Origin of the sequence: Nonomuraea sp. B5E05, from assembly GCF_039880665.1 — a bacterium.
Taxonomy (GTDB): Bacteria; Actinomycetota; Actinomycetes; order Streptosporangiales; family Streptosporangiaceae; genus Nonomuraea.
In genome coordinates, this window is record NZ_JBDPMJ010000014.1 from 155,681 (window position 1) to 174,504 (window position 18,824).

Genomic DNA, 18,824 nt, shown 5'->3' on the forward strand with positions numbered 1-18,824 from the left:
GGCCAGCGAACCCATGAGCGATCTCGATCTCAACTCCTTGCTCGGCGCCGAGGACGACGAAGGTCCCGCGCGGCGCCGCAGCCGTGGCGGCAGGCGCGGCAACAGCCGCAGGCGGCGCAGGCGCCGTAACCGCGGCCGGTTCATCGCACCACTGCTCGCCTTCGTGGTGCTGGCCGGCATCATCGGCGGTGGCGGCTACTACGGCTACATGTGGCTCAACGACGCGCTCGTGCCCGACGACTACACCGGCCAGGGCGCCGGCGAGGTCGTCATCGAGATCAAGAGCGGCCAGAGCGCCTCCGACGTGGCGGTGGAGCTGGAAAGCAAGGGCGTCGTGGCCAGCGTCAGGGCCTTCACCAACGCGATCGCCAACGCCGGCGCGAGCGCCTCGCTGCAACCGGGCTCGTACAAACTGCGCAAGCGCATGTCGGCCGAGAACGCCGTGGCGCTGCTCGACCCGAAGAAACGGCTGCTCGCCAAGGTGACGATCAAGGAGGGTCTGCGGCTGTCCGACACCTTGGCCACGCTCGCCAAGGAGACCGGACTGCCGCTCAAGGAGTTCAAGGCCGCGGCCAAGGACGTCGACGCCCTGGACCTGCCGTCCTACGCCAAGGGCAAGCTGGAGGGCTACGCCTTCCCCGCCACGTTCGAGGTGCAGCCGAAGACCACGCCCCGGCAGATCCTCGCGGCCATGGTCGACCGCTACAAGAAGACGGCCAAGTCGGTCGACCTCGAAAGCGGGGCCAGGGACCTCGGGCACACCCCGCACGAGATCATCACCATCGCCAGCATCATCCAGGCCGAGGCCGGGCGCGCGGAGGACATGCCGAAGATCGCCCGCGTCATCTACAACCGGCTGGACCGCAAGCCACCGATGAAGCTGGGGATGGACAGCACGGTGATGTACGCCCTCGGCAAGTTCCGCACCTACGCCACCCACGCCGAGCTGCAGACCAAGTCCCGCTACAACACCTACAAGTACGACGGGCTTCCGCCCGGCCCGATCTCCAACCCGGGTGACCACGCCATCGAGGCGGCACTCAACCCGGCCAAGGGCCCGTGGCTGTTCTTCGTGGCCACCGACCTCAAGAGCAGCGTGACCAAGTTCGCCACCACGGAGGCCGAGCGTCAGGCCTTGCTCGCGGAGTGCCGCAGCAACGGCGGCTGCGGCGGCTGACCTCTGCGTCCGGCACCGTCCGCCCGCACCGAGGGTGGACGGCCGTGTACGAAGACCGGACCCCGGGCCGGGGCGGACGGCCGCAGACCAAGGTCGTCAAGGTGAGCTTCGGCTCTGGCCCGTGTCGTACGGCGCCGCCACGCGCGGGCGATAGGGTCGTCGTGTTCGTGGGTGAAGGAGTGTGGATGCGGGCTGCGGTGCTGGGATCTCCCATCGGCCATTCGCTCTCGCCCTACCTGCACCGGGCCGCCTACCAGGCGATGCGGCTCGACGGGTGGAGCTACGAGGCGTTCGAGTGCGACGAGGCGCGGCTGCCGGGGCTGCTGGCCGAGCTGGTGCCGGTGCGGGGCCGGGAGTCCGGTGGCGGTGACGCCTGGGCGGGCTTGTCGCTGACCATGCCGCTCAAGCGGGCCGTGCTGCCGCTGCTCGACACGGTGTCCGAGGTGGCCGTCGAGGTCGGCGGCGCCAACACCGTGGTGTTCCGAGACGGTCTCCGGCACGGCGACAACACCGACGTCCATGGCATCAAGCAGGCGCTGGCCGAGGCCGGGGTGGCCGCGCCGGGCTCGGCGGCCGTGCTCGGTGGAGGAGCCACGGCGGCCTCCACGCTGGCGGCGTTGCGCGATCTCGGGCTGTTCCAGGCGACCCTGCTCGTGCGTGATCCCGCGCGGGCGGGGGAGACGGCGCAGGTCGCGGAGCGGCTGGGTGTGTCGCTGGAGGTGGAGACGTTCGACAAGATCGAGGCGGCGACGTGGGTGGATCTGGTGGTGTCCACGCTGCCCGGCGGCGCCGCCGACGCCTTCGCCGACCGGCTGGCGCGGGTGCCTGCGCTCTTCGACGTGGTCTACTCGCCCTGGCCGACCCGCGCGGCGGCAGCCGTCAAGGAGGCGGGCGGCACCGTGGTCAGTGGCTTCGCGATGCTGTTGCACCAGGCGGTGCGGCAGGTGGAGCTGATGACCGGCCGATCGGATGTGCCGGTCGAGGCCATGCGCGCAGCCGGGGAGGCCGAGCTGCTGCGGCGGTCGTAGCCACCGGCCCGCGCCGCGTCACGAGCGACGGCCCGGCCCGCGCCGCGTCACGAGCGACGGCCCGGCCCGTGACCGGGGGACGGAGACCGCGTCCGTACGACCTCGAGCCCACAGCGCCGTGCCCGCACGATTGAGCGGGCGGTGGTCGCCTTCGAGCCGCCTGGCCGTCCCCTGGACACATCTTTACCGGCAGGCGACGGCCAGTCGGGATGATTCGGGGAGGCTCGGTGGTTGTGGTAATGTAGCTCTCTGATCGGTCCGGCATGCCTTGCTGGACGCGCAAGCGGAGGTCTCCCTCCCACCTGAGTCGCCAGAAGGCGGCCGGGTCCAGGATCACGCCGGACTACTCCGGGGAGCTCGAGGCCACGAAGCCACAGAGCTCAGTGGCCCCGCATGCGCGACGTGCGGGGCTTTTCGCGTTCGCAGCGCGAGAAGCTCTTGGCACGACGAGCACGTAGGGATCGCAAACCTAGGAGGCCCCATCAGCACTGAGCCCCGCATCAACGAGCGTATCCGAGTTCCCGAGGTTCGCCTCGTGGGCCCGAACGGCGAGCAGGTCGGCATCGTCTCCATTCACGATGCGCTCAAGCTCGCCCAGGAAGCCGACCTCGACCTCGTCGAGGTCGCGGCAACGGCTCGACCGCCCGTGTGCAAGCTCATGGACTACGGCAAGTTCAAGTACGAGTCCGCGATGAAGGCGCGCGAGGCGCGCAAGAATCAGGCGCACACGATCATCAAGGAGATCAAGCTCCGGCCGAAGATCGACCCGCACGACTACGAGACCAAGAAGGGTCACGTGGTGCGGTTCCTCAAGGCGGGAGACAAGGTCAAAGTCACGATCATGTTCCGTGGCCGCGAGCAGTCCCGGCCGGAGCTCGGCTTCCGGCTGCTGCAGCGGCTGGCGGACGACGTCCAGGAGCTCGGCTTCGTGGAGTCCCACGCCAAGCAGGACGGCCGTAACATGATCATGGTGATCGGTCCGCACAAGAAGAAAGCCGAGGCCAAGGCCGAAAAGGCCGCAGCCAAGGCACAGCGTGGCGGCGAGGAGCCTTCCACACAGGAAGCGTGACCCGCAGTTGGGGTTAGCCTTACAAGCGCGGCCCCAGCCAAGCCACCGGCAGACGAAGACGCCGCTACCGGGTCGGCCAGCACCGGCCCGGCCAGTGGCACGACCGAAACGAGGAGAGACGGCGACATGCCGAAGATGAAGACGCACAGCGGTGCGAAGAAGCGGTTCCGGCTCACCGGCACCGGCAAGATCAAGCGTCGCCGTGCCAATCGCGCGCACTACAACGAGTGGAAGTCGTCCACGTTGACGCGCCGTCTCAAGAACGAGGTCGTCCTTTCCGACGCCGACCACAAGAAGATCAAGAAGCTGCTCGCCAAGTAGCGCGAACCCCCGGGGAGAAGAATCATGGCACGCGTGAAGCGGGCGCTCAACGCCAAGAAGAAGCGCAAGGTCGTCCTCGAGAGGGCGAGCGGTTACCGTGGCCAGCGGTCGCGTCTCTACCGCAAGGCCAAGGAGCAGATGCTCCACTCGATGACGTACGCCTACCGGGACCGCAAGGACCGTAAGGGTGCGTTCCGCCGTCTGTGGATCCAGCGGATCAACGCCGCCGCCCGCCAGAACGGCCTGACCTACAACCGTCTCATCCAGGGTCTGCGCCTGGCCAACATCGAGGTCGACCGCAAGATCCTCGCCGACCTCGCGGTCAACGACAGCCAGACCTTCGCCACGCTCGTGGAGGCCGCCAAGAAGGCGCTCCCGGCCGACGTGAACGCTCCGGCCGCGGGCTGAGGCAGTTGCTTTGAACGAGGGCCCACCGATGACGGTGGGCCCTTTGCTGTGGACGCACACGAAGCGCGTCCAGCGCGCGGGCCGCGGGACGCGGCCCATCGGACGTGGGCAAGGGCGTGGGGGAGAGCATGGCGGGGTCCGAGCTGACCAACGTGCGGTCGCCGAGGGTCAAGGCGGCCCGGCGGCTCACCAAGCGGGCCTTCAGGGAGCAGGACCGTAGATTCCTGGCCGAAGGGCCGCAGGCGGTGCGCGAGGCGCTCAAGCTCGACGGCGTGACCCTCGAGCTGTTCAGCACGGCCGAGGCCGAGCTGCGCCACCCCGAGCTGATCACCGAGGCCGCCCTCAAGGGCGTCCCCGTGCACCGGGCCAGTGGCGAGGTCATGTCGGAGCTCTCCCAGACCGTGACCCCGCAAGGGCTGGTGGCGGTCTGCGGGCTCGTGCACGTCCCCCTGGAGCAGGCCCTGGAGGGCACGCCGCGCCTGGTGGCGATGCTCGCGCACGTGCGCGATCCGGGCAACGCCGGCACCGTCATGCGCGCCGCCGACGCCGCCGGGGCCGACACGGTGATCTTCACCGACGCCTCCGTCGACCCGTACAACGGCAAGTGCGTACGCGCCAGCGCGGGCAGTCTTTTCCATCTTCCCGTCGTCATCGGTGCTCCGGTGGGTGCCGCTGTGCGTCACCTCAAGGAGCGAGGGCTGCGCGTGCTGGCGGCCGACGGCACGGGCAAGCGCACGCTCGACGACGTCGATCTGTCCGGCCCCACCGCGTGGATCTTCGGCAACGAGGCCTGGGGTCTGCCGGAGGAGATCCTCGCCGAGGCGGACGATGTGGTCAGAGTGCCCATCTACGGACAGGCTGAAAGTCTCAACCTGGCCACCGCGGCGGCGGTGTGCCTTTACTCTTCCGCCAGGGCTCAGCGAGTGTCCTAGGCGGCGGGAAACCCGCTATTGTCGGCGATGTAGGCGGAGGAGGCGAGGTCGTGCACGGCGCAGACACCGACGGGCGCGTTGTGGCCGCCGCGTGCACGATAGCCATCGACGATCTCCCTGACGGCCTCATCGTGGCCGACCGATATGGCTGCGTGGTGGCCGTCAACCGAGCCGCCGCGCGGCTCACCGGCATCGCCATGGAGCGCGCGGTCGGCCGGCACATGACCGACGTGTTCCCCTTCCGCGACCATGACGGGCGTGACTGGTGGAAGGCCCTCGACCCCGAGGGCGGGCTGCGTACGCGGAGCAGGGTGCCGGAGCGGCCGCTGCACCTGCCGGGCGGCCAGGAGCTCTACGTCACGGCCCGGTTCATCCGCGAGCCGGAGCGCGGCGGCGAGGTCGAGCGCGTCACGATCACCCTCAGAGACGGCGGCGCGCGGGCCCGGCTGGAACGCAGCCGCGCCGACCTGGTCTCCACGGTGGCCCACGAGCTGCGCTCGCCGCTGACGAGCGTCAAGGGTTTCACCGCGACCCTGCTGGCCAAGTGGACGCGCTTCACCGACGAGCAGAAGCGCGTGATGCTCGAGACCGTCAACAACGACGCCGACCGTGTCACACGGCTCATCACCGAGCTGCTCGACGTCTCCCGCATCGAGTCGGGGCGGCTGGAGGTGCGCCGCCAGGTCGTCGACCTTCCCGCCAGGGCGCGCAGGCTCATCGCCGGGCGGGTGGCGGCCGGGGAGGCCGAGCACCGGTTCCGCCTGGTGGTCGGCGACCACCTGCCGGAGATGTGGCTCGACCAGGACAAGATCGACCAGATCCTGGGTAACCTGGTGGAAAACGCGCTGCGCCACGGGCGCGGCACTGTGACAATAGAGATCGAGTCCGTTGGATGGGGAGTTGCCGTGTCGGTGCGCGACGAGGGCGAGGGCATCGAGCCCGAGCTGGCTCCGCGCGTCTTCAGGCAGTTCTGGCGCGGCGGAAACAGCCGCAGGCGCGGCGGCACCGGGCTCGGCCTGTTCATCGTGAAAGGCCTGGTCGAAGCGCACGGCGGCACGATCGCCGTGCAGCGGGCCCCCGAGGGCGGGGCGGAGTTCCGATTTACCGTGCCCACCGGCACGCCTGACTTCGCGACCCCATAGCGAGCGATTCGGGCCCGGTGGGCGGGTCCCACTAGACTCATTTCCGCTCAAGCCCTGGATACGGAGCTCACTCTTGTCTGACTACGACCCCGTCGAGGTGACACCGTTGCATGCCGACGAGGTGTCCCGCATGGAGGCCGACGCCGTCGCGGCGATCAAGGCGGCCGACGACCTCGACGCACTCAAGCAGGCCAGGCTGGCGCACGCGGGTGACCGCTCGCCCATCGCCCTGGCCAACCGGGAGATCGGCGCGCTGCCGCCGGCCGCCCGCGCGGAGGCCGGCAAACGCGTCGGCGCCGCCCGTAAGGCGATCAACGAGGCGCTGGCCGCGCGCCAGGCCGAGCTCGAGGCCGAGCGCGACGCGCGCGTGCTCGTCGAGGAGAGCGTCGACGTCACCCTGCCGTGGGACCGCCGGCCACGCGGCGCCCGCCACCCGCTCACCACGCTGCAGGAGCGCATCGCCGACGCGTTCGTCGCCATGGGCTACGAAGTGGCCGAAGGGCCCGAGCTCGAAGGCGAGTGGTTCAACTTCGACGCCCTCAACATCGCCAAGGACCATCCGGCGCGCTCCGACCACGACACGTTCTTCGTGGGCTCCACGGAGTCCGGCATGGTGCTGCGCACGCAGACCTCGCCGGTGCAGATCCGCGCGCTGCTCCAGCGCGAGCTGCCGGTCTACGTGATCTCGCCGGGCAAGACGTTCCGCACCGACGAGCTCGACGCCACCCACACCCCCGTCTTCCACCAGACGGAGGGGCTGGCCGTCGACGAGGGCCTGACGATGGCCCACCTCAAGGGCACGCTCGACCGGTTCGCGGAGGTGATGTTCGGCAAGGGCATCTCGACCCGGTTCCGCCCCAATTACTTCCCGTTCACCGAGCCGTCCGCCGAGATGGACCTCAAATGCTTCGTCTGCCGCGGCGCCTCGGCGACCCCTGGCAACCCGCCCTGCCGCACCTGCAAGTCGGAGGGCTGGATCGAGTGGGGCGGCTGCGGCATGGTCAACCCGCGCGTGCTCATCGCGTGCGGGGTCGATCCGTCGCGATACTCCGGGTTCGCGTTCGGCATGGGCATCGAGCGCACGCTGATGTTCCGCCACAACGCCGAGGACATGCGTGACATGGTCGAGGGAGACGTGCGCTTCACGCTCCCGTTCGGAATGGAGATCTGATGAAGGTCCCGCTTTCCTGGCTGCGGGAGTATGTCGATCTCCCGGCGGTCACCGCCCACGAGGTGGCCGACAAGCTCACGGCCGCCGGGCTGAAGCTCGAGTCGATCACCTCGCACGGCCACGACGTCAAGAACGTCGTGGTCGGCGAGGTGCTCGCCATCGAGGAGCTGACCGGTTTCAAGAAGCCGATCAGGCACTGCAAGGTCGAGACGGGCGAGGCGACGCCGCGCGAGATCGTCTGCGGCGCCACCAACTTCGCCGCCGGTGACCGGGTGCCCGTCGTGCTGCCCGGAGGGGTGCTGCCGGGCGGGTTCGAGGTCGGGGCGCGCAAGACGTACGGGCGCATGTCCGAGGGCATGATCTGCTCGGAGCGCGAGCTCGGGCTCGGCGACGACCACAACGGCATCATGGTGCTGCCGGCCGACACCCCGATCGGCGGCGACGTGGTCGAGCTGCTCGGCCTGCGCGACGAGGTGATCGAGCTGGAGATCACCCCTGACATCGGCTACGCGCTGTCGATCAGGGGCGTGGCGCGCGAGGTGGCGACCGCGTTCGGCGTGGCCTTCCGCGACCCCGCGGACGTCGAGCCGCCCGCCGCGACCGGGCCGTCGTGGCCGGCCTCCATCGCCGACCCGACGGCGTGCGACCGGTTCGTGCTGCGCGAGGTGCGCGGCTTCGACCCGGCCGCGCAGACCCCGCTCCCGATGCGCGTACGCCTGTCGCGCGCCGGCATGCGTCCCGTGTCGCTGGCCGTCGACATCACCAACTACCTGATGCTGGAGCTCGGTCAGCCGCTGCACGCGTTCGACCGGGGCAAGCTCAGCGGCGAGATCGTGGTGCGCCGGGCCCGGCCCGGTGAGCGGCTGGAGACGCTCGACCACGTGGTGCGCGAGCTCGACCCCGACGACATCCTGATCACCGACGAGTCGGGGCCGATCTCGATGGCGGGCACGATGGGCGGCCTGGAGACCGAGATCTCCGACGTCTCGGCCGACATCGTCATCGAGGCCGCTCACTTCTCCGCGACCGGCATCTCCCGCGAGTCCCGCAGGCACGGACTCGTGTCGGAGGCGTCCAAGCGGTTCGAGCGCGGCGTCGACCGGGAGCTGCCGCTCGTCGCCTCGTGGCGGGCCGTGCAGCTGCTGGCCGAGCTGGGCGGGGCCACCGTCCAGCCCGGCGTCACGCACGCCGAGGTCGAGGTGTCGCCGGCGCGCATCGCGATCCCGTCGGGCCACCCCGGGGCCGTGGCCGGCACCACCTACTCCAAGGAGACCGTGGTCGCGCGGCTGCAGCAGGTCGGCTGCGTCGTCGTCGACGGTGACGACGCAGCCGTGCGCCAGGGCGGTGTCGACCCGACCGGGGTCGTGACCGGTGGCGAGCTGGCGGCCAAGCTGGCCGTGACCGGCGACGACATGATCACGGTGACGCCGCCGTCGTGGCGGCCCGACCTCACCGACCCCAACGACCTGGCCGAAGAGGTCATCCGGCTGGAGGGCTACGAGAGCCTGCCGTCGGCGCTGCCCGCCGCCCCGGCGGGCGCCGGGCTCACCGAGGGGCAGCGGCTGCGCCGTCGGGTGGGCAGGGCGCTGGCCGAAGGCGGCTACGTCGAGGTGCTCAGCTACCCGTTCGTCAGCGCCGCCGACCTCGACCACCTGCAGTTGCCCGCCGACGACGCGCGCCGCAACGCCATGCGGCTGGCCAACCCGCTGTCGGAGGATGAGCCGCTGATGCGCACGACGCTGCTGCCAGGGCTGCTCAAGACTCTGGTGCGCAACGTCGGGCGCGGGTTCGCCGACGTGGCTCTGTTCGAGAGCGGGCCGGTCTACCGGCCGCGAGAGGGAGCTCCCGAGGCGGCGCCGGTGCTCGGGGTGGAGCGCCGGCCGACGGCCGAGGAGCTCGCCTCGATCGAGGCCGCGCTGCCCGACCAGCCCTTGCGCGTCGCGGTCGTGCTGACCGGCGAGTTCGAGCGGTCCGGCTGGTGGGGTGCCGGCCGGCAGGCCTCCTGGGCCGACGCGGTGCAGGCCGCCCGGCTGGTGGCGGCCGAGGCGCGGGCGGAGCTGTCCATCAGCGCCGACCAGCACGAGCCGTGGCACCCCGGCAGGTGCGCGGCCCTCTATCTCGGCGACACGCTGGTGGGCCACGCGGGCGAGCTGCACCCGCGGGTCATCGAGGCCTACGGCCTGCCGGCCCGCACGTCGGCGATGGAGCTGGAGCTGTCGCGGCTCGAGGCGGCCATGCCGGGCCCCGTCGAGACGCCTCCCGTCTCCGCCTATCCGGTGGCCACCCAGGACGTCGCGCTGATCGTGCCCGACTTCACGCCGGTGGCCGACGTCGAGGCGGCCCTGCGCGACGGCGCCGGTGAGCTGCTGGAGTCGATCCGGCTGTTCGACGTCTACGAAGGCGAGCAGGTGGGCGAGGGCAACAAGTCGCTCGCCTACTCGATGCGGTTCCGTGCGGCCGATCGGACCCTGACGGTCGAGGAGACCACGGCGGCGCGGGACGCGGCGGTGGCGATGGCGGCCGACCGCGTGGGTGCCCAGCTCCGCGGATGATCGTTACCAGAGGGCCGGTGCGGCGGCGTGCCGTGCCGGCCCTTACCGGGTTCTGCTCGTGTACAGCGTGGTGAGGTCGATGTCGATGTCGAAGGGAACGGAGACCTTCAGCCGGTCGTGATGGACGCCGGCGAGTGCGTAGGTCATGGTGCCGAGATCGAGCTCGTGGACGAATACAGCTGGTTTGCCATGAATTTCTTCGATGCGCCAGTAGTGAGGAATCCCCGCCTGCGCGTAGAGGACGGGCTTCCGCTCCCTGTCACGTAGCTCGGAGTCCGGTGAGACCACCTCGGCGGCGAGCACAACGTCTTCGGCCTTGAAACAGGTGACCTCGCGACCGATGACCGCCTTGGGGCCCACAACGATCAGGTCGGGTTCTGGACGTTGCCGCGCACTCAGCTTGACGCTCATCTCCTGGAGCACTTCGTGTCCTGGAGGCACAAGCTCTTCCATGGCGTTGTGCAACCGGAACAGAACTGAGTGATGGAAGTGTCGCTGAGGGCTCACGAAGACCAAGCTTCCATCAATCAACTCTGTGTGCGCAGGCAAATCCGGAAGGTGATCGAGATCTTCTGCTACGAAGCCTTGCGGTGGCGGAAAGACCCAGTCGGGCACTGAAGAAGACGTCATCTGCTTGATCACCGGTTCGGCTGTGACAGTCATGGCCTAACGCTACCAATGTATTGTGCTCACGCCTTGTGAACGGCCATACACGCTCGCGGGTGAGAGTGGGGGATGCGACCATCAGGCTATGAGTGTGCTGCTGGTGTTCGGCGAGCGGGATGACGCCGAAGAGGTCGCCGAGACGCTGGGGGAGTGGTTTCCCTCGTTGGGGGTGCCGCGGGTGGTGCGGGAGACGCTGGCCGGGGAGGACGACGCCGAGGACGCCCAGTGGCTGGTCGTCGTCGAAGGCATGGACGACTGTGCGCTGGCCAAGGTGGATGAGCTGGTCGCGCGGTATGAGGGGTGGCGGGAGGCGGGTTGAGCCTCAGATGTGGTCAATGGCGTCGAGGTCGATGTCGAGGTCGAAGGGGACCGTGAGCTTGAGCCTGTCGTGATGGATCCCTGTGAGGGTGTAGGACTTGGTGGCGGGGTCCAGCTCGTACACGTAGACGACTGCTTTGCCTGACTGATTTTCTATGCGCCAGAAGTGGGGGATGCCGGCGCTCGCATAGAGCTGGGGCTTGCGCTGGCGGTCACGCGTTCTGGACTCCGGTGAGACCATTTCCGCCACCAGCAGGACATCCCGCGCGTGATAGAAAGTCTGTTCGGCGTGCTCCTCGGCGCCGGCGGAGATGACACAGAGGTCCGGCTCGGGGCGCTGGTCCCTGTCGAGGATGATGCTCATCTCCCGGCGCACCCTGAGATCTGCCGGTGCCGCGCGGCGCACTTCGCTCTCGAGGAGCGAGGTGACACGCATGTGGAAGGAGGCTTGAGGGCTCACGAAGACCAAGCTTCCGTCAATCAACTCTGTGTGCGCAGGCAAATCCGGAATGTGATCGAGGTCTTCTGCGGCGAAACCCTCGGGAGGGGGGAAAACCCAGTCGGGCAGCGAGGGAGTCGTCATCTCTAGGCTCACCGCTTCGGCAGTCATGATTCAACGCTACCAATCTAATGTGCTCACGCCAGGTGAATGGGTGCACACACCGCGTACGGCTGCGCATCCGAAGGCTGGGCGCTGCTCGACGGTGAGGTCCGGCACGCTGCGCGGGTGGGGGAGCGGCTGGTCAGGGGGTGGGTTCCGCGGTGGCCGCCTCCCTGCGGTCCTTCTCCGCCAGGGCGTGCTCGTCCGTACGGGCGTCGTACCCGCGGAACTTCGGCAGGGCGGCGGCGAGCCCCAGGACGGCGGCGACGCACAGCAGGCCGCCGGCCCCGAGGGAGAAGCGGGTGCCGCCGAGGTTGGCCATCAGGCCGGCCCTGGCGTTGCCCAGCATCGGGCCGCTGGCGTAGGAGAGCAGCTCGATGCCCGCCAGGCGGCCGCGCAGTTCCCGGGGGATGGTCTGGTTCCACATGGTCATCCGGAAGATGCCGCTGATCATGTCGGCGGCGCCCGCCAGGGCGATGCAGACGACGATGAGCCAGACGTTCGTGGCCAGGCCGGCCAGGGCCACCGCGGCGCCCCACAGCGCGGCGGCGATGATCACGCCGAGGCCGTGGCGTCGCACGTTGGCCGCCCACCCGCCGGTGAGCGAGGCGATCAGCGCGCCCGCCGCGCCCGCGGAGTAGAGCAGCCCCAGCGCCTGGGGTGCGCCCAGCTCGTCGGCGAGGAACGGGAACAGCGCCGTCGCCATCGCGAACACCATCGCGGCGATGTCCACCAGGTACGTGCCCATCAGGTCGCTGCGCCCCACCGCGTAGCGCAACCCGTCGGCCAGCGACGTCAGCGACGCGGGCGCGGCGTCCTCGGCCGGCGGCAACGACCGGATCCGCCACAGCAGCGGCAGCGACAGCACGAAGGTCAGCGTGTCGAGCCCGTACGCGACCGCCGGGCCGTAGGTGGTCACGAGCAGGCCGCCGAGCGCCGGGGCGACGATGGCGCCGAAGTTCCAGCGCAGGCTGGTCAGCACCGCGGCCGCGCCCTGCTGCTCGTGCCTGACCACCTGCTGGAACACGGCCTCCATGCTGGGCCGTTGCAGGCAGGCGAGGCCGGTGGAGACGGCGCCGACCACGTACAGGACCCACACCTGGGGCGTGGGCAGCAGCGCGTTGACCATGAGCGCGCCGGAGGTGACCAGCAGGCCGACCTCGCTCCACAGGATGATCGTGCGGCGGTCGTGAGCGTCGGCCATCGCCCCGCCCCACAGACCGCACACCACCATCGGCACGAACTCCGCCAGGCTCACCAGCCCGACGGCGAGGTAGGAGCCGGTCAGTTCCTTCATCTGGAACGGGATCGCCACCATGGTGATGAACGTCCCGAACATCGTGATGACGCCGGAGACGAAGAGCAGGCGGTAGTCGCGGGAGTGGCGCAGCGGACTCACGTCGAGGGTGAGCTGACGAAGAAGACGTTTCACTCCAGCGAGCACGAGAGTGAATTGTCCGGCGAACGTTCTGGCCGGGCAAACCGTTTTCCGAGGCACTCACGCCGGCCAGGGCGCACGCTCTCCGGGGCATGCGGGAGGCCCCCGGCGGAGCCGAGGGCCTCGGAGGCGTCGGATCAGGCGGCGGGTGCCTGGTCGAGGAAGCCGAGCACCTTGCGGATCCGGCCGTCCTCCGCCAGCTCCACCACGTCGTAGCCGACCGCCACCGGCTCGCCGTCCGCCGGGCCCAGGTGCCAGGTGAACCTGGCGAGGTGGCGGTGGGCGTCGTACAGCTCGCCGGGCGTGAACACCATGCCGGGGAACATGCCCTGCGCGCCTTCGATCACGGCGGCGATCCCGGCGTGCCCGGCCACGTCGGCGAGCGGGTCGGTGTACGTGGCGTCCTCGGTCCACAACTCGGCCACGGCCTTGGCGCGGGCCTGCGGGTCGGTCTCGTTCCAGGCGGCGATGTAGCGTTCCACGAGGGTCATGTCTTCTCCTTGGTCAGGTGGTGCGGGTCCTGCGCAGGCCGACGATCTGGAGCTCGGCGAACACGGCCACGAGCAGCGCCTGGGCGATGACCCAGACGGCGCCGGCGGTCGTGAGGTCCAGCGCCCCGGTGACGACGGCGGCGATGCTGCCGAGGGTCCAGCCGATGTTCAGGGCGATCACCGCTCTGGTGGCGGCCGGGCTGATCGTGCGGCGCAGCCCTCGGCCGGCCAGCAGGCCGACCGCGGCGCCGTACACGAGGAGGAAGGCGCCGATGCCGCGCAGCAGGGCAGCGTCGGGGCCGAGCAGGGCGCCCAGGGGTACGGCCGCGGCCAGGTAGACCAGCCCGTTGCCGCCGGTGACGACGGCGTCGGCGGTCAGGACGAGACGCAGGAACTTCGTCCGGTCGGTGGTGACGGTCAGAGCGGTCATCTCGGCTCCTCCAGTGGTCGGTGCGACACCTGAACGATGTCAGCCACGGGATAGGGGCCGCGATTACGCGTGAGGTAAGCGGGCACGCGAGCGGGCTCAGTGAAGGCGGCTCGACCTGCGGAAACTCCGGCTCTGTGAGGACCGTCACGTCGGCGGCGGACGTGACCGGGAGCGCCCGGACACCCCGGAGGAGGGCGGCCGGGCGGGCCGGTCAGGCTCCCAGGATCTCCCTGCGCAGGCGGGTCTTGAGGATCTTGCCGCCGGGGTTGCGGGGCAGCTCGGCGTCGCGGAACCACACGTGCACCGGGATCTTGAACGTGGCGATCCGGCCGGTCAGGAACGCCCGCAGCTCCCCGGCCGTGACCGCGGCGCCCGGCGCGAGGCGGACGACCGCGCCGACCTCCTCGCCCAGCTCGTCGTGCGGCACGCCGATGACGGCCACGTCGTCCACCGCCGGATGTTCGAACAAAGCCGCCTCCACCTCGGCGCAGTAGACGTTCTCGCCGCCCCTGATCACCATGTCCTTGGCCCGGTCGACGATGTAGACGAAACCCTCCTCGTCGATCCTGGCCAGGTCGCCGGTGTGCAGCCAGCCGTCGATGAACGTCTGCGCCGTCGCCTCCGGCTTGTTCCAGTAGCCCATGATGACGTTGGGGCCGCGGACGCAGAGCTCGCCCACCTCGCCGGGCGGCAGCTCGCCGCCCGCCGGGTCGACCACCCGCACGTCCACCACGGGCAGCGGGCGGCCGATGCTGTCGGGCCTGGCCTGGTAGTCGGCGCCGCCGTTGCCGATGGCCAGGGCGCTCGTCTCGGTCATGCCGTAGCCGTTGGAGGGCGCGCGGTCGGGCAGGTTCTCGCCGATGCGCTCCAGCAGCCTGGGCGGGGCGGGGGCGCCGCCGTAGCCGAGGCTGGTCAGGGACGACAGGTCGTACGTGCCGAAGTCGGGGTGGGACATCAGCTGCCAGGCGTTCGTCGGCACCCCGACCATCCCGGTGACCTTCTCCCGCTCGATCAGGGCCAGCGCCTTGCCGGGGTCCCACTTGTACATGAGCACGAGGCCGCCGCCGCTGAACATGGAGGTGGTCAGGGCCGAGAAGGAGCCGGTGACGTGGAAGAGCGGAACGGTCAGCAGGGTGACCCGGCGGGCGCCCGCCGAGGCGGCGGGGTCCTTGCCGGCCATGGCGAGCGCGCGCATGTGCCCGTAGCCGACGGTCATGGGGGACTGGCCCAGGTTGCGGTGGCTGCCCAGGGCGCCCTTGGGGCTGCCCGTGGTGCCGGAGGTGTAGAAGATCGTGGCCGGGTCCTCGGGGGACAGCTCGACGTCGGGCAGCTCGACGCCGGCGGTGACCTCGCCGAGCACCTCCGCGAACGCGCGTGCCCCTTCCGGCGCCTCGCCCCTGGTGACGATCATCGGCACGCCGGTCGAGGCCAGCCTGGCGGCTCGCTCACCGTCCGCGATCAGCACCTTGGCCCCGGAGTCGCGTACGCCGTAGGCCAGCTCGGCCTCCGTCCACCAGGCGTTCAGCGGTACGGCGACGGCCCCGGCCGCCAGCGCCGCGGAGAACGAGACCACCCACTCCGGGTAGTTGCGCATGGCCACCGCCACCCGGTCGCCCTTGCGCACGCCGTAATCGTCGACGAGGCGGTGGGCGAGGGTGGCGGCGCGGCGGAAGTGCTCCTCGAACGTCATGTGCTCGTCCTCGTAGACGAGGAAGTCCTTCTCGCCGTGGAGCCTGCTCGTCTGCAGGAGTGCGCGGAAGTGGCCTGGAGCGTGTTTCCAGGTGCGGATCCCGGTGTCGCCGATCTCCTCGATCTCGAACAGCTGGCCGGGGCCGGTGAGCTGGTCCTGGGCCTGGGCGTGCGAAAGAGACATGCGCAGAACTCCCGCAGTGGACGATTATTCCGGAAAACACAGTACCGACCGGTAGGTACGTCACGCTAGACCAGGAAAAATAGGCAGATCGGGGGTTTCTGTAGCGGCCCGATCGGGGAAAGGTGCGTGATGCCGTGGCGACCGGGAATCGGAGCGTGGCGCCTCCTGGCGATGAAAGTTTCACGTTCGCTCCGATAGTTTCTCCCTCCCAACTGCCCTTATGTGGCGGGCTCGGGCTCGGCGTTGACCGCGTGGATGCCTGTCCATACCGTCTCCGGTGCGATCCTGTCCGGGTCGAAAACTTTCGGAACCGAGTGCCTGCCTCCGGAGGTAGATGTCCGTGCGTTCGTCCTCGCTCATCAGAGCCCTCACCCTGGTGGGGATGCTCCTGACCTTCCTCCTCCCCGTCACCTCGGCCGAAGCGTCCGCGCCCCTGCGGACGCACGCGCAGAGCCGGGGCAAGTTCATCGGTGCGGCGCTCGCCACCAGCCCGCTGTCCAACGAGAGCGCGTACCGCACCATCGCGGCCACCGAGTTCAACCAGATCACCGCCGAGAACGTGATGAAGTGGGACACCACCGAGCCCAACCCGGGCCAGTTCAACTTCTCCGGAGCAGACGCCATCGTCAACTTCGCCACCCAGAACAACCAGCAGGTCCACGGCCACACGCTCGTGTGGCACAACCAGACGCCCGGCTGGGTGCAAGGCCTCGGCGCCGGCGCCATGCGCGAGGCGATGGAGAACCACATCGCCGAGGTCGTCGGGCGCTACGCCGACAACCCGGCCGTGGTCTCGTGGGACGTGGTGAACGAGATCTTCGACGAGAACGGCGGCTGGCGCTCGTCTTTCTGGTACAACACGCTCGGCCAGAGCTTCGTCGCCGACGCCTCCAGGGCCGCGCGCGAGGCCGACCCCGACGCCCGGCTGTGCATCAACGACTACAACGTCGAGAGCATCAACGCCAAGAGCACCGCGATGTACAACCTGGTCCGGTCGCTGCGCCAGCAGGGCGTGCCCGTCGACTGCGTCGGCTTCCAGGGCCACCTCTCCATCCAGTACGGCTTCCCGAACGACCTGCAACAGAACCTGGAGCGCTTCGCCGCCCTCGGTGTCCAGGTGCGCATCACCGAGCTGGACATCCGCATGCAGCTGCCCAGGAACTCCTCCAAGGACGCCACGCAGGCGACCTACTACCGCAACGCCGTCAACGCCTGCCTGGCCGTCAGCGCCTGCGCGGGCGTGACGATCTGGGGCTTCACCGACAGGCACTCGTGGGTGCCGGACACGTTCCCGGGAGAGGGAGCGGCGCTCATCTATGACGAGAACTACCAGAGCAAGCCCGCCTACGACGCCGTGCACGACGCGCTCGACGACGGCTCGGGCGGCGACGACACCACGGCGCCGAGCACGCCCGGCACACCGTCGTCGAGCAACGTCACCGCCAACTCCGCCAGGCTGACGTGGACCGCCTCGACCGACAGCGGGGGCAGCGGGCTGGCCGGCTACAACGTCTACCGTGAGCAGGGGGCCAACGACACGCAACTCGGCACGACCACCACCAACTCCATCACCCTGAGCGGGCTGAGCCCCGAGACCGAGTACGTGGTGTACGTACGGGCGCGCGACGGCGCCGGCAACCTGTCCGGCAACTCGCCCACGACCACGTTCACCACGGCCGAGGGCGGCAGCGGAGGGGACGGCTGCACCGCCACGGGCACCGTGCAGACCCAGTGGGGCAACGGGTACGTCGTGCAGCCGGTGACCGTCACCAACACCGGCACGTCCGGCATAACCGGCTGGACCGTCACCTTCACCCTGCCGTCCGGGCACACACTGGCCGGCTCGTGGAACGCCGCCGTGACCGTCAGCGGGCAGACCGTCACCGCGAGGAACGCCGGCTACAACGGCACCCTGGCACCGAACGCCAGCACCAGCTTCGGCTTCCAGGTCACCCGGCCGAACGGGAACACGCAGACGCCGTCCGGCTACACCTGCGCCTGACGGCCGCCGGATCCTCCGGGGGTGACCCCTCGGGGGATCCGGCGCGCTCACGGCTCCAGGGTGACGCCTTCGCGCCGGAGATCCTCGATGATGCCGTCGACGAGCTTCGTCGCGGCCGTGTGGTGGAGGCGGCCGTCGTCGCGCAGCTCGCGGACGGCGGGCACGGGGTCGGGGTCGGCGAACAGCCGCTCGTCGGCGTGGTCCGCGGGGCGGCCGGTCGGGTCGAGCGTCCACCAGGAGGCCTCAAGGGCGATGCCGTTGGGGTCGCTGAAGTAGATCGAGCGCAGGAAACCATGGTCGATGACGTCGGTGACCTCGCAGCCGTGCGCCTTGAGCCGGTCGCGCATCCGGTTGAGCGCGTCCTCGTCCGGCAGGTGCAGGGACAGGTGGTCGAACTGCGCCGCCCTGGCGTACGGCACGCCGGCGGGTTTGGCGAAGCTGTCGATGGGCTGGTCGGTGTATTCGAAGAAGGCGACGGTGTTGCCCGGCCCCACCTCGAAGAAGTAGTGCCTGAACGCGGGGACGGCGAGGGTGGCGACCAGCCGGGCATCGAGCACGCCGTGCCAGAAGCGCACGGTGGCGTCCATGTCCGCGGTCACCAGGGCGAGGTGGTGCACGCCGCGCCAGTGCACCGTTTCTGGGGTCGCAGCCATGCGACAACCGTACGCCTTTCAACCATCCCTGTTCGGCCAGAATGTCCTTCCGGTGGCGCGCTCGTCACGGGGCGGTGGCGCAGTGTTCGCCGCTGCCGCCGGCGTAGCTGAGGCACGCTTCGTCTCCGCTGACCAGCGGTGTCACGGGCCGGAACTCTCCTTCGATTGCCTCGCCGACGACCTGCGTGGAGACGGAGCCGGAGGCGGGGGAGCCGTTGACGGTGAAGGACAGGGCCACGGGAGCGGGGGCGTTGTTGATCTTGAACCAGAGGCGGAAGTCGCCGGGCGCCCCGCGGACCTCCTGGCAGACGGGCGTGTCCGGCAGGCAGACCAGCACCGACGAGGGGGAGGGCGGCGCGGCCAGCGCGGCCGCGGGAGAGAGCGTCGCGGCGAGAGCGAGCATCCCGGCCGCCGTGGCCGTCACGGCCCCGAGGGCTCGCGGGAGACGGGGGCTCGGACGCGAACTGGCCTGCGAGGGCATAGAAGCTCCGTTCTCTGCCGAATGGTGACACTCATGTCTAACGTTCAGTCAGTTTTTCGGCAAGAGGCCAC

19 protein-coding genes are annotated in these 18,824 nt (G+C 69.8%); 11 read left to right on the forward strand and 8 right to left on the reverse strand.

The genetic code is table 11. From position 1 onward, the window contains the following. The first annotated feature begins 13 nt into the window (after nt 1–13). The 9 genes from mltG (at nt 14) to ABGB01_RS25705 (ending at nt 9,800) form a co-directional block, all read left to right on the forward strand. Complete coding sequence (mltG, locus tag ABGB01_RS25665) at nt 14–1,177, forward strand: endolytic transglycosylase MltG (protein WP_347776091.1); 1,164 nt, start codon at nt 14–16, stop codon at nt 1,175–1,177. A 185-nt stretch (nt 1,178–1,362) separates the two neighbouring features. Next, a complete protein-coding gene (locus tag ABGB01_RS25670) occupies nt 1,363–2,205 on the forward strand; it encodes a shikimate dehydrogenase (protein WP_347776092.1) in 843 nt (280 codons plus the stop codon). A gap of 481 nt (nt 2,206–2,686) precedes the next feature. Beyond that, nucleotides 2,687–3,274: a translation initiation factor IF-3 gene (gene infC / locus ABGB01_RS25675; protein WP_220447161.1), complete on the forward strand. Its 588-nt coding sequence runs from the start codon at nt 2,687–2,689 to the stop codon at nt 3,272–3,274. A gap of 126 nt (nt 3,275–3,400) precedes the next feature. Next, nucleotides 3,401–3,595, forward strand: coding sequence for a 50S ribosomal protein L35 (rpmI, locus tag ABGB01_RS25680; RefSeq protein ID WP_132503691.1), 195 nt, complete (start codon nt 3,401–3,403; stop codon nt 3,593–3,595). A 24-nt stretch (nt 3,596–3,619) separates the two neighbouring features. Beyond that, nucleotides 3,620–4,003, forward strand: a complete 384-nt coding sequence (rplT, locus tag ABGB01_RS25685; protein WP_132330207.1) for a 50S ribosomal protein L20 — start codon at nt 3,620–3,622, stop codon at nt 4,001–4,003. Nucleotides 4,004–4,131: 128 nt separating this feature from the next. Then, nucleotides 4,132–4,935, forward strand: coding sequence for an RNA methyltransferase (locus ABGB01_RS25690; protein ID WP_347776093.1), 804 nt, complete (start codon nt 4,132–4,134; stop codon nt 4,933–4,935). Nucleotides 4,936–4,985: 50 nt separating this feature from the next. Beyond that, nucleotides 4,986–6,077, forward strand: coding sequence for an ATP-binding protein (locus ABGB01_RS25695; RefSeq protein ID WP_347776094.1), 1,092 nt, complete (start codon nt 4,986–4,988; stop codon nt 6,075–6,077). Between the two features lie 130 nt (nt 6,078–6,207). After that, the gene (gene pheS, locus ABGB01_RS25700) at nt 6,208–7,248 is read left to right on the forward strand and encodes a phenylalanine--tRNA ligase subunit alpha (RefSeq protein WP_347776152.1); all 1,041 of its coding nucleotides are present in this window, start codon (nt 6,208–6,210) and stop codon (nt 7,246–7,248) included. Continuing rightward, the gene (locus ABGB01_RS25705; RefSeq protein ID WP_347776095.1) at nt 7,248–9,800 is read left to right on the forward strand and encodes a phenylalanine--tRNA ligase subunit beta; all 2,553 of its coding nucleotides are present in this window, start codon (nt 7,248–7,250) and stop codon (nt 9,798–9,800) included. Before pheS ends, ABGB01_RS25705 begins: the two co-directional genes overlap by 1 nt. Before the next feature lie 42 nt (nt 9,801–9,842). On the opposite strand, the gene ABGB01_RS25710 is transcribed toward ABGB01_RS25705, so the two are convergent. Beyond that, nucleotides 9,843–10,463, reverse strand: coding sequence for a Uma2 family endonuclease (locus ABGB01_RS25710; protein ID WP_347776096.1), 621 nt, complete (start codon nt 10,461–10,463; stop codon nt 9,843–9,845). 88 nt (nt 10,464–10,551) lie between these two features. Between ABGB01_RS25710 and ABGB01_RS25715 the strand changes: the two genes are divergently transcribed. Further along, a complete protein-coding gene (locus ABGB01_RS25715; RefSeq protein WP_347776097.1) occupies nt 10,552–10,785 on the forward strand; it encodes a hypothetical protein in 234 nt (77 codons plus the stop codon). A 3-nt stretch (nt 10,786–10,788) separates the two neighbouring features. On the opposite strand, the gene ABGB01_RS25720 is transcribed toward ABGB01_RS25715, so the two are convergent. From ABGB01_RS25720 to ABGB01_RS25740, 5 genes are all read right to left on the reverse strand, one after another. Then, a complete protein-coding gene (locus ABGB01_RS25720; RefSeq protein WP_347776098.1) occupies nt 10,789–11,394 on the reverse strand; it encodes a Uma2 family endonuclease in 606 nt (201 codons plus the stop codon). A gap of 133 nt (nt 11,395–11,527) precedes the next feature. Continuing rightward, nucleotides 11,528–12,817 carry an MFS transporter gene (locus ABGB01_RS25725; RefSeq protein WP_347776099.1) on the reverse strand — a complete coding sequence of 430 codons (1,290 nt, stop codon included), beginning with the start codon at nt 12,815–12,817 and terminating at the stop codon, nt 11,528–11,530. 143 nt (nt 12,818–12,960) lie between these two features. Further along, entirely contained in the window at nt 12,961–13,314 is a 354-nt protein-coding gene (locus ABGB01_RS25730) for a nuclear transport factor 2 family protein (protein ID WP_347776100.1), read from the reverse strand. Nucleotides 13,315–13,327: 13 nt separating this feature from the next. After that, nucleotides 13,328–13,744, reverse strand: a complete 417-nt coding sequence (locus ABGB01_RS25735) for a hypothetical protein (RefSeq protein WP_347776101.1) — start codon at nt 13,742–13,744, stop codon at nt 13,328–13,330. Between the two features lie 211 nt (nt 13,745–13,955). Beyond that, nucleotides 13,956–15,617, reverse strand: coding sequence for an AMP-binding protein (locus ABGB01_RS25740; RefSeq protein ID WP_347776102.1), 1,662 nt, complete (start codon nt 15,615–15,617; stop codon nt 13,956–13,958). Between the two features lie 334 nt (nt 15,618–15,951). Between ABGB01_RS25740 and ABGB01_RS25745 the strand changes: the two genes are divergently transcribed. Further along, nucleotides 15,952–17,619, forward strand: a complete 1,668-nt coding sequence (locus ABGB01_RS25745; protein ID WP_347776103.1) for an endo-1,4-beta-xylanase — start codon at nt 15,952–15,954, stop codon at nt 17,617–17,619. 47 nt (nt 17,620–17,666) lie between these two features. Here ABGB01_RS25745 and ABGB01_RS25750 read toward each other — a convergent pair whose 3' ends face one another. Then, complete coding sequence (locus ABGB01_RS25750; protein ID WP_347776104.1) at nt 17,667–18,272, reverse strand: VOC family protein; 606 nt, start codon at nt 18,270–18,272, stop codon at nt 17,667–17,669. 64 nt (nt 18,273–18,336) lie between these two features. Continuing rightward, a complete protein-coding gene (locus ABGB01_RS25755) occupies nt 18,337–18,696 on the reverse strand; it encodes a hypothetical protein (RefSeq protein ID WP_347776105.1) in 360 nt (119 codons plus the stop codon). Between the last annotated feature and the right edge of the window lie 128 nt (nt 18,697–18,824).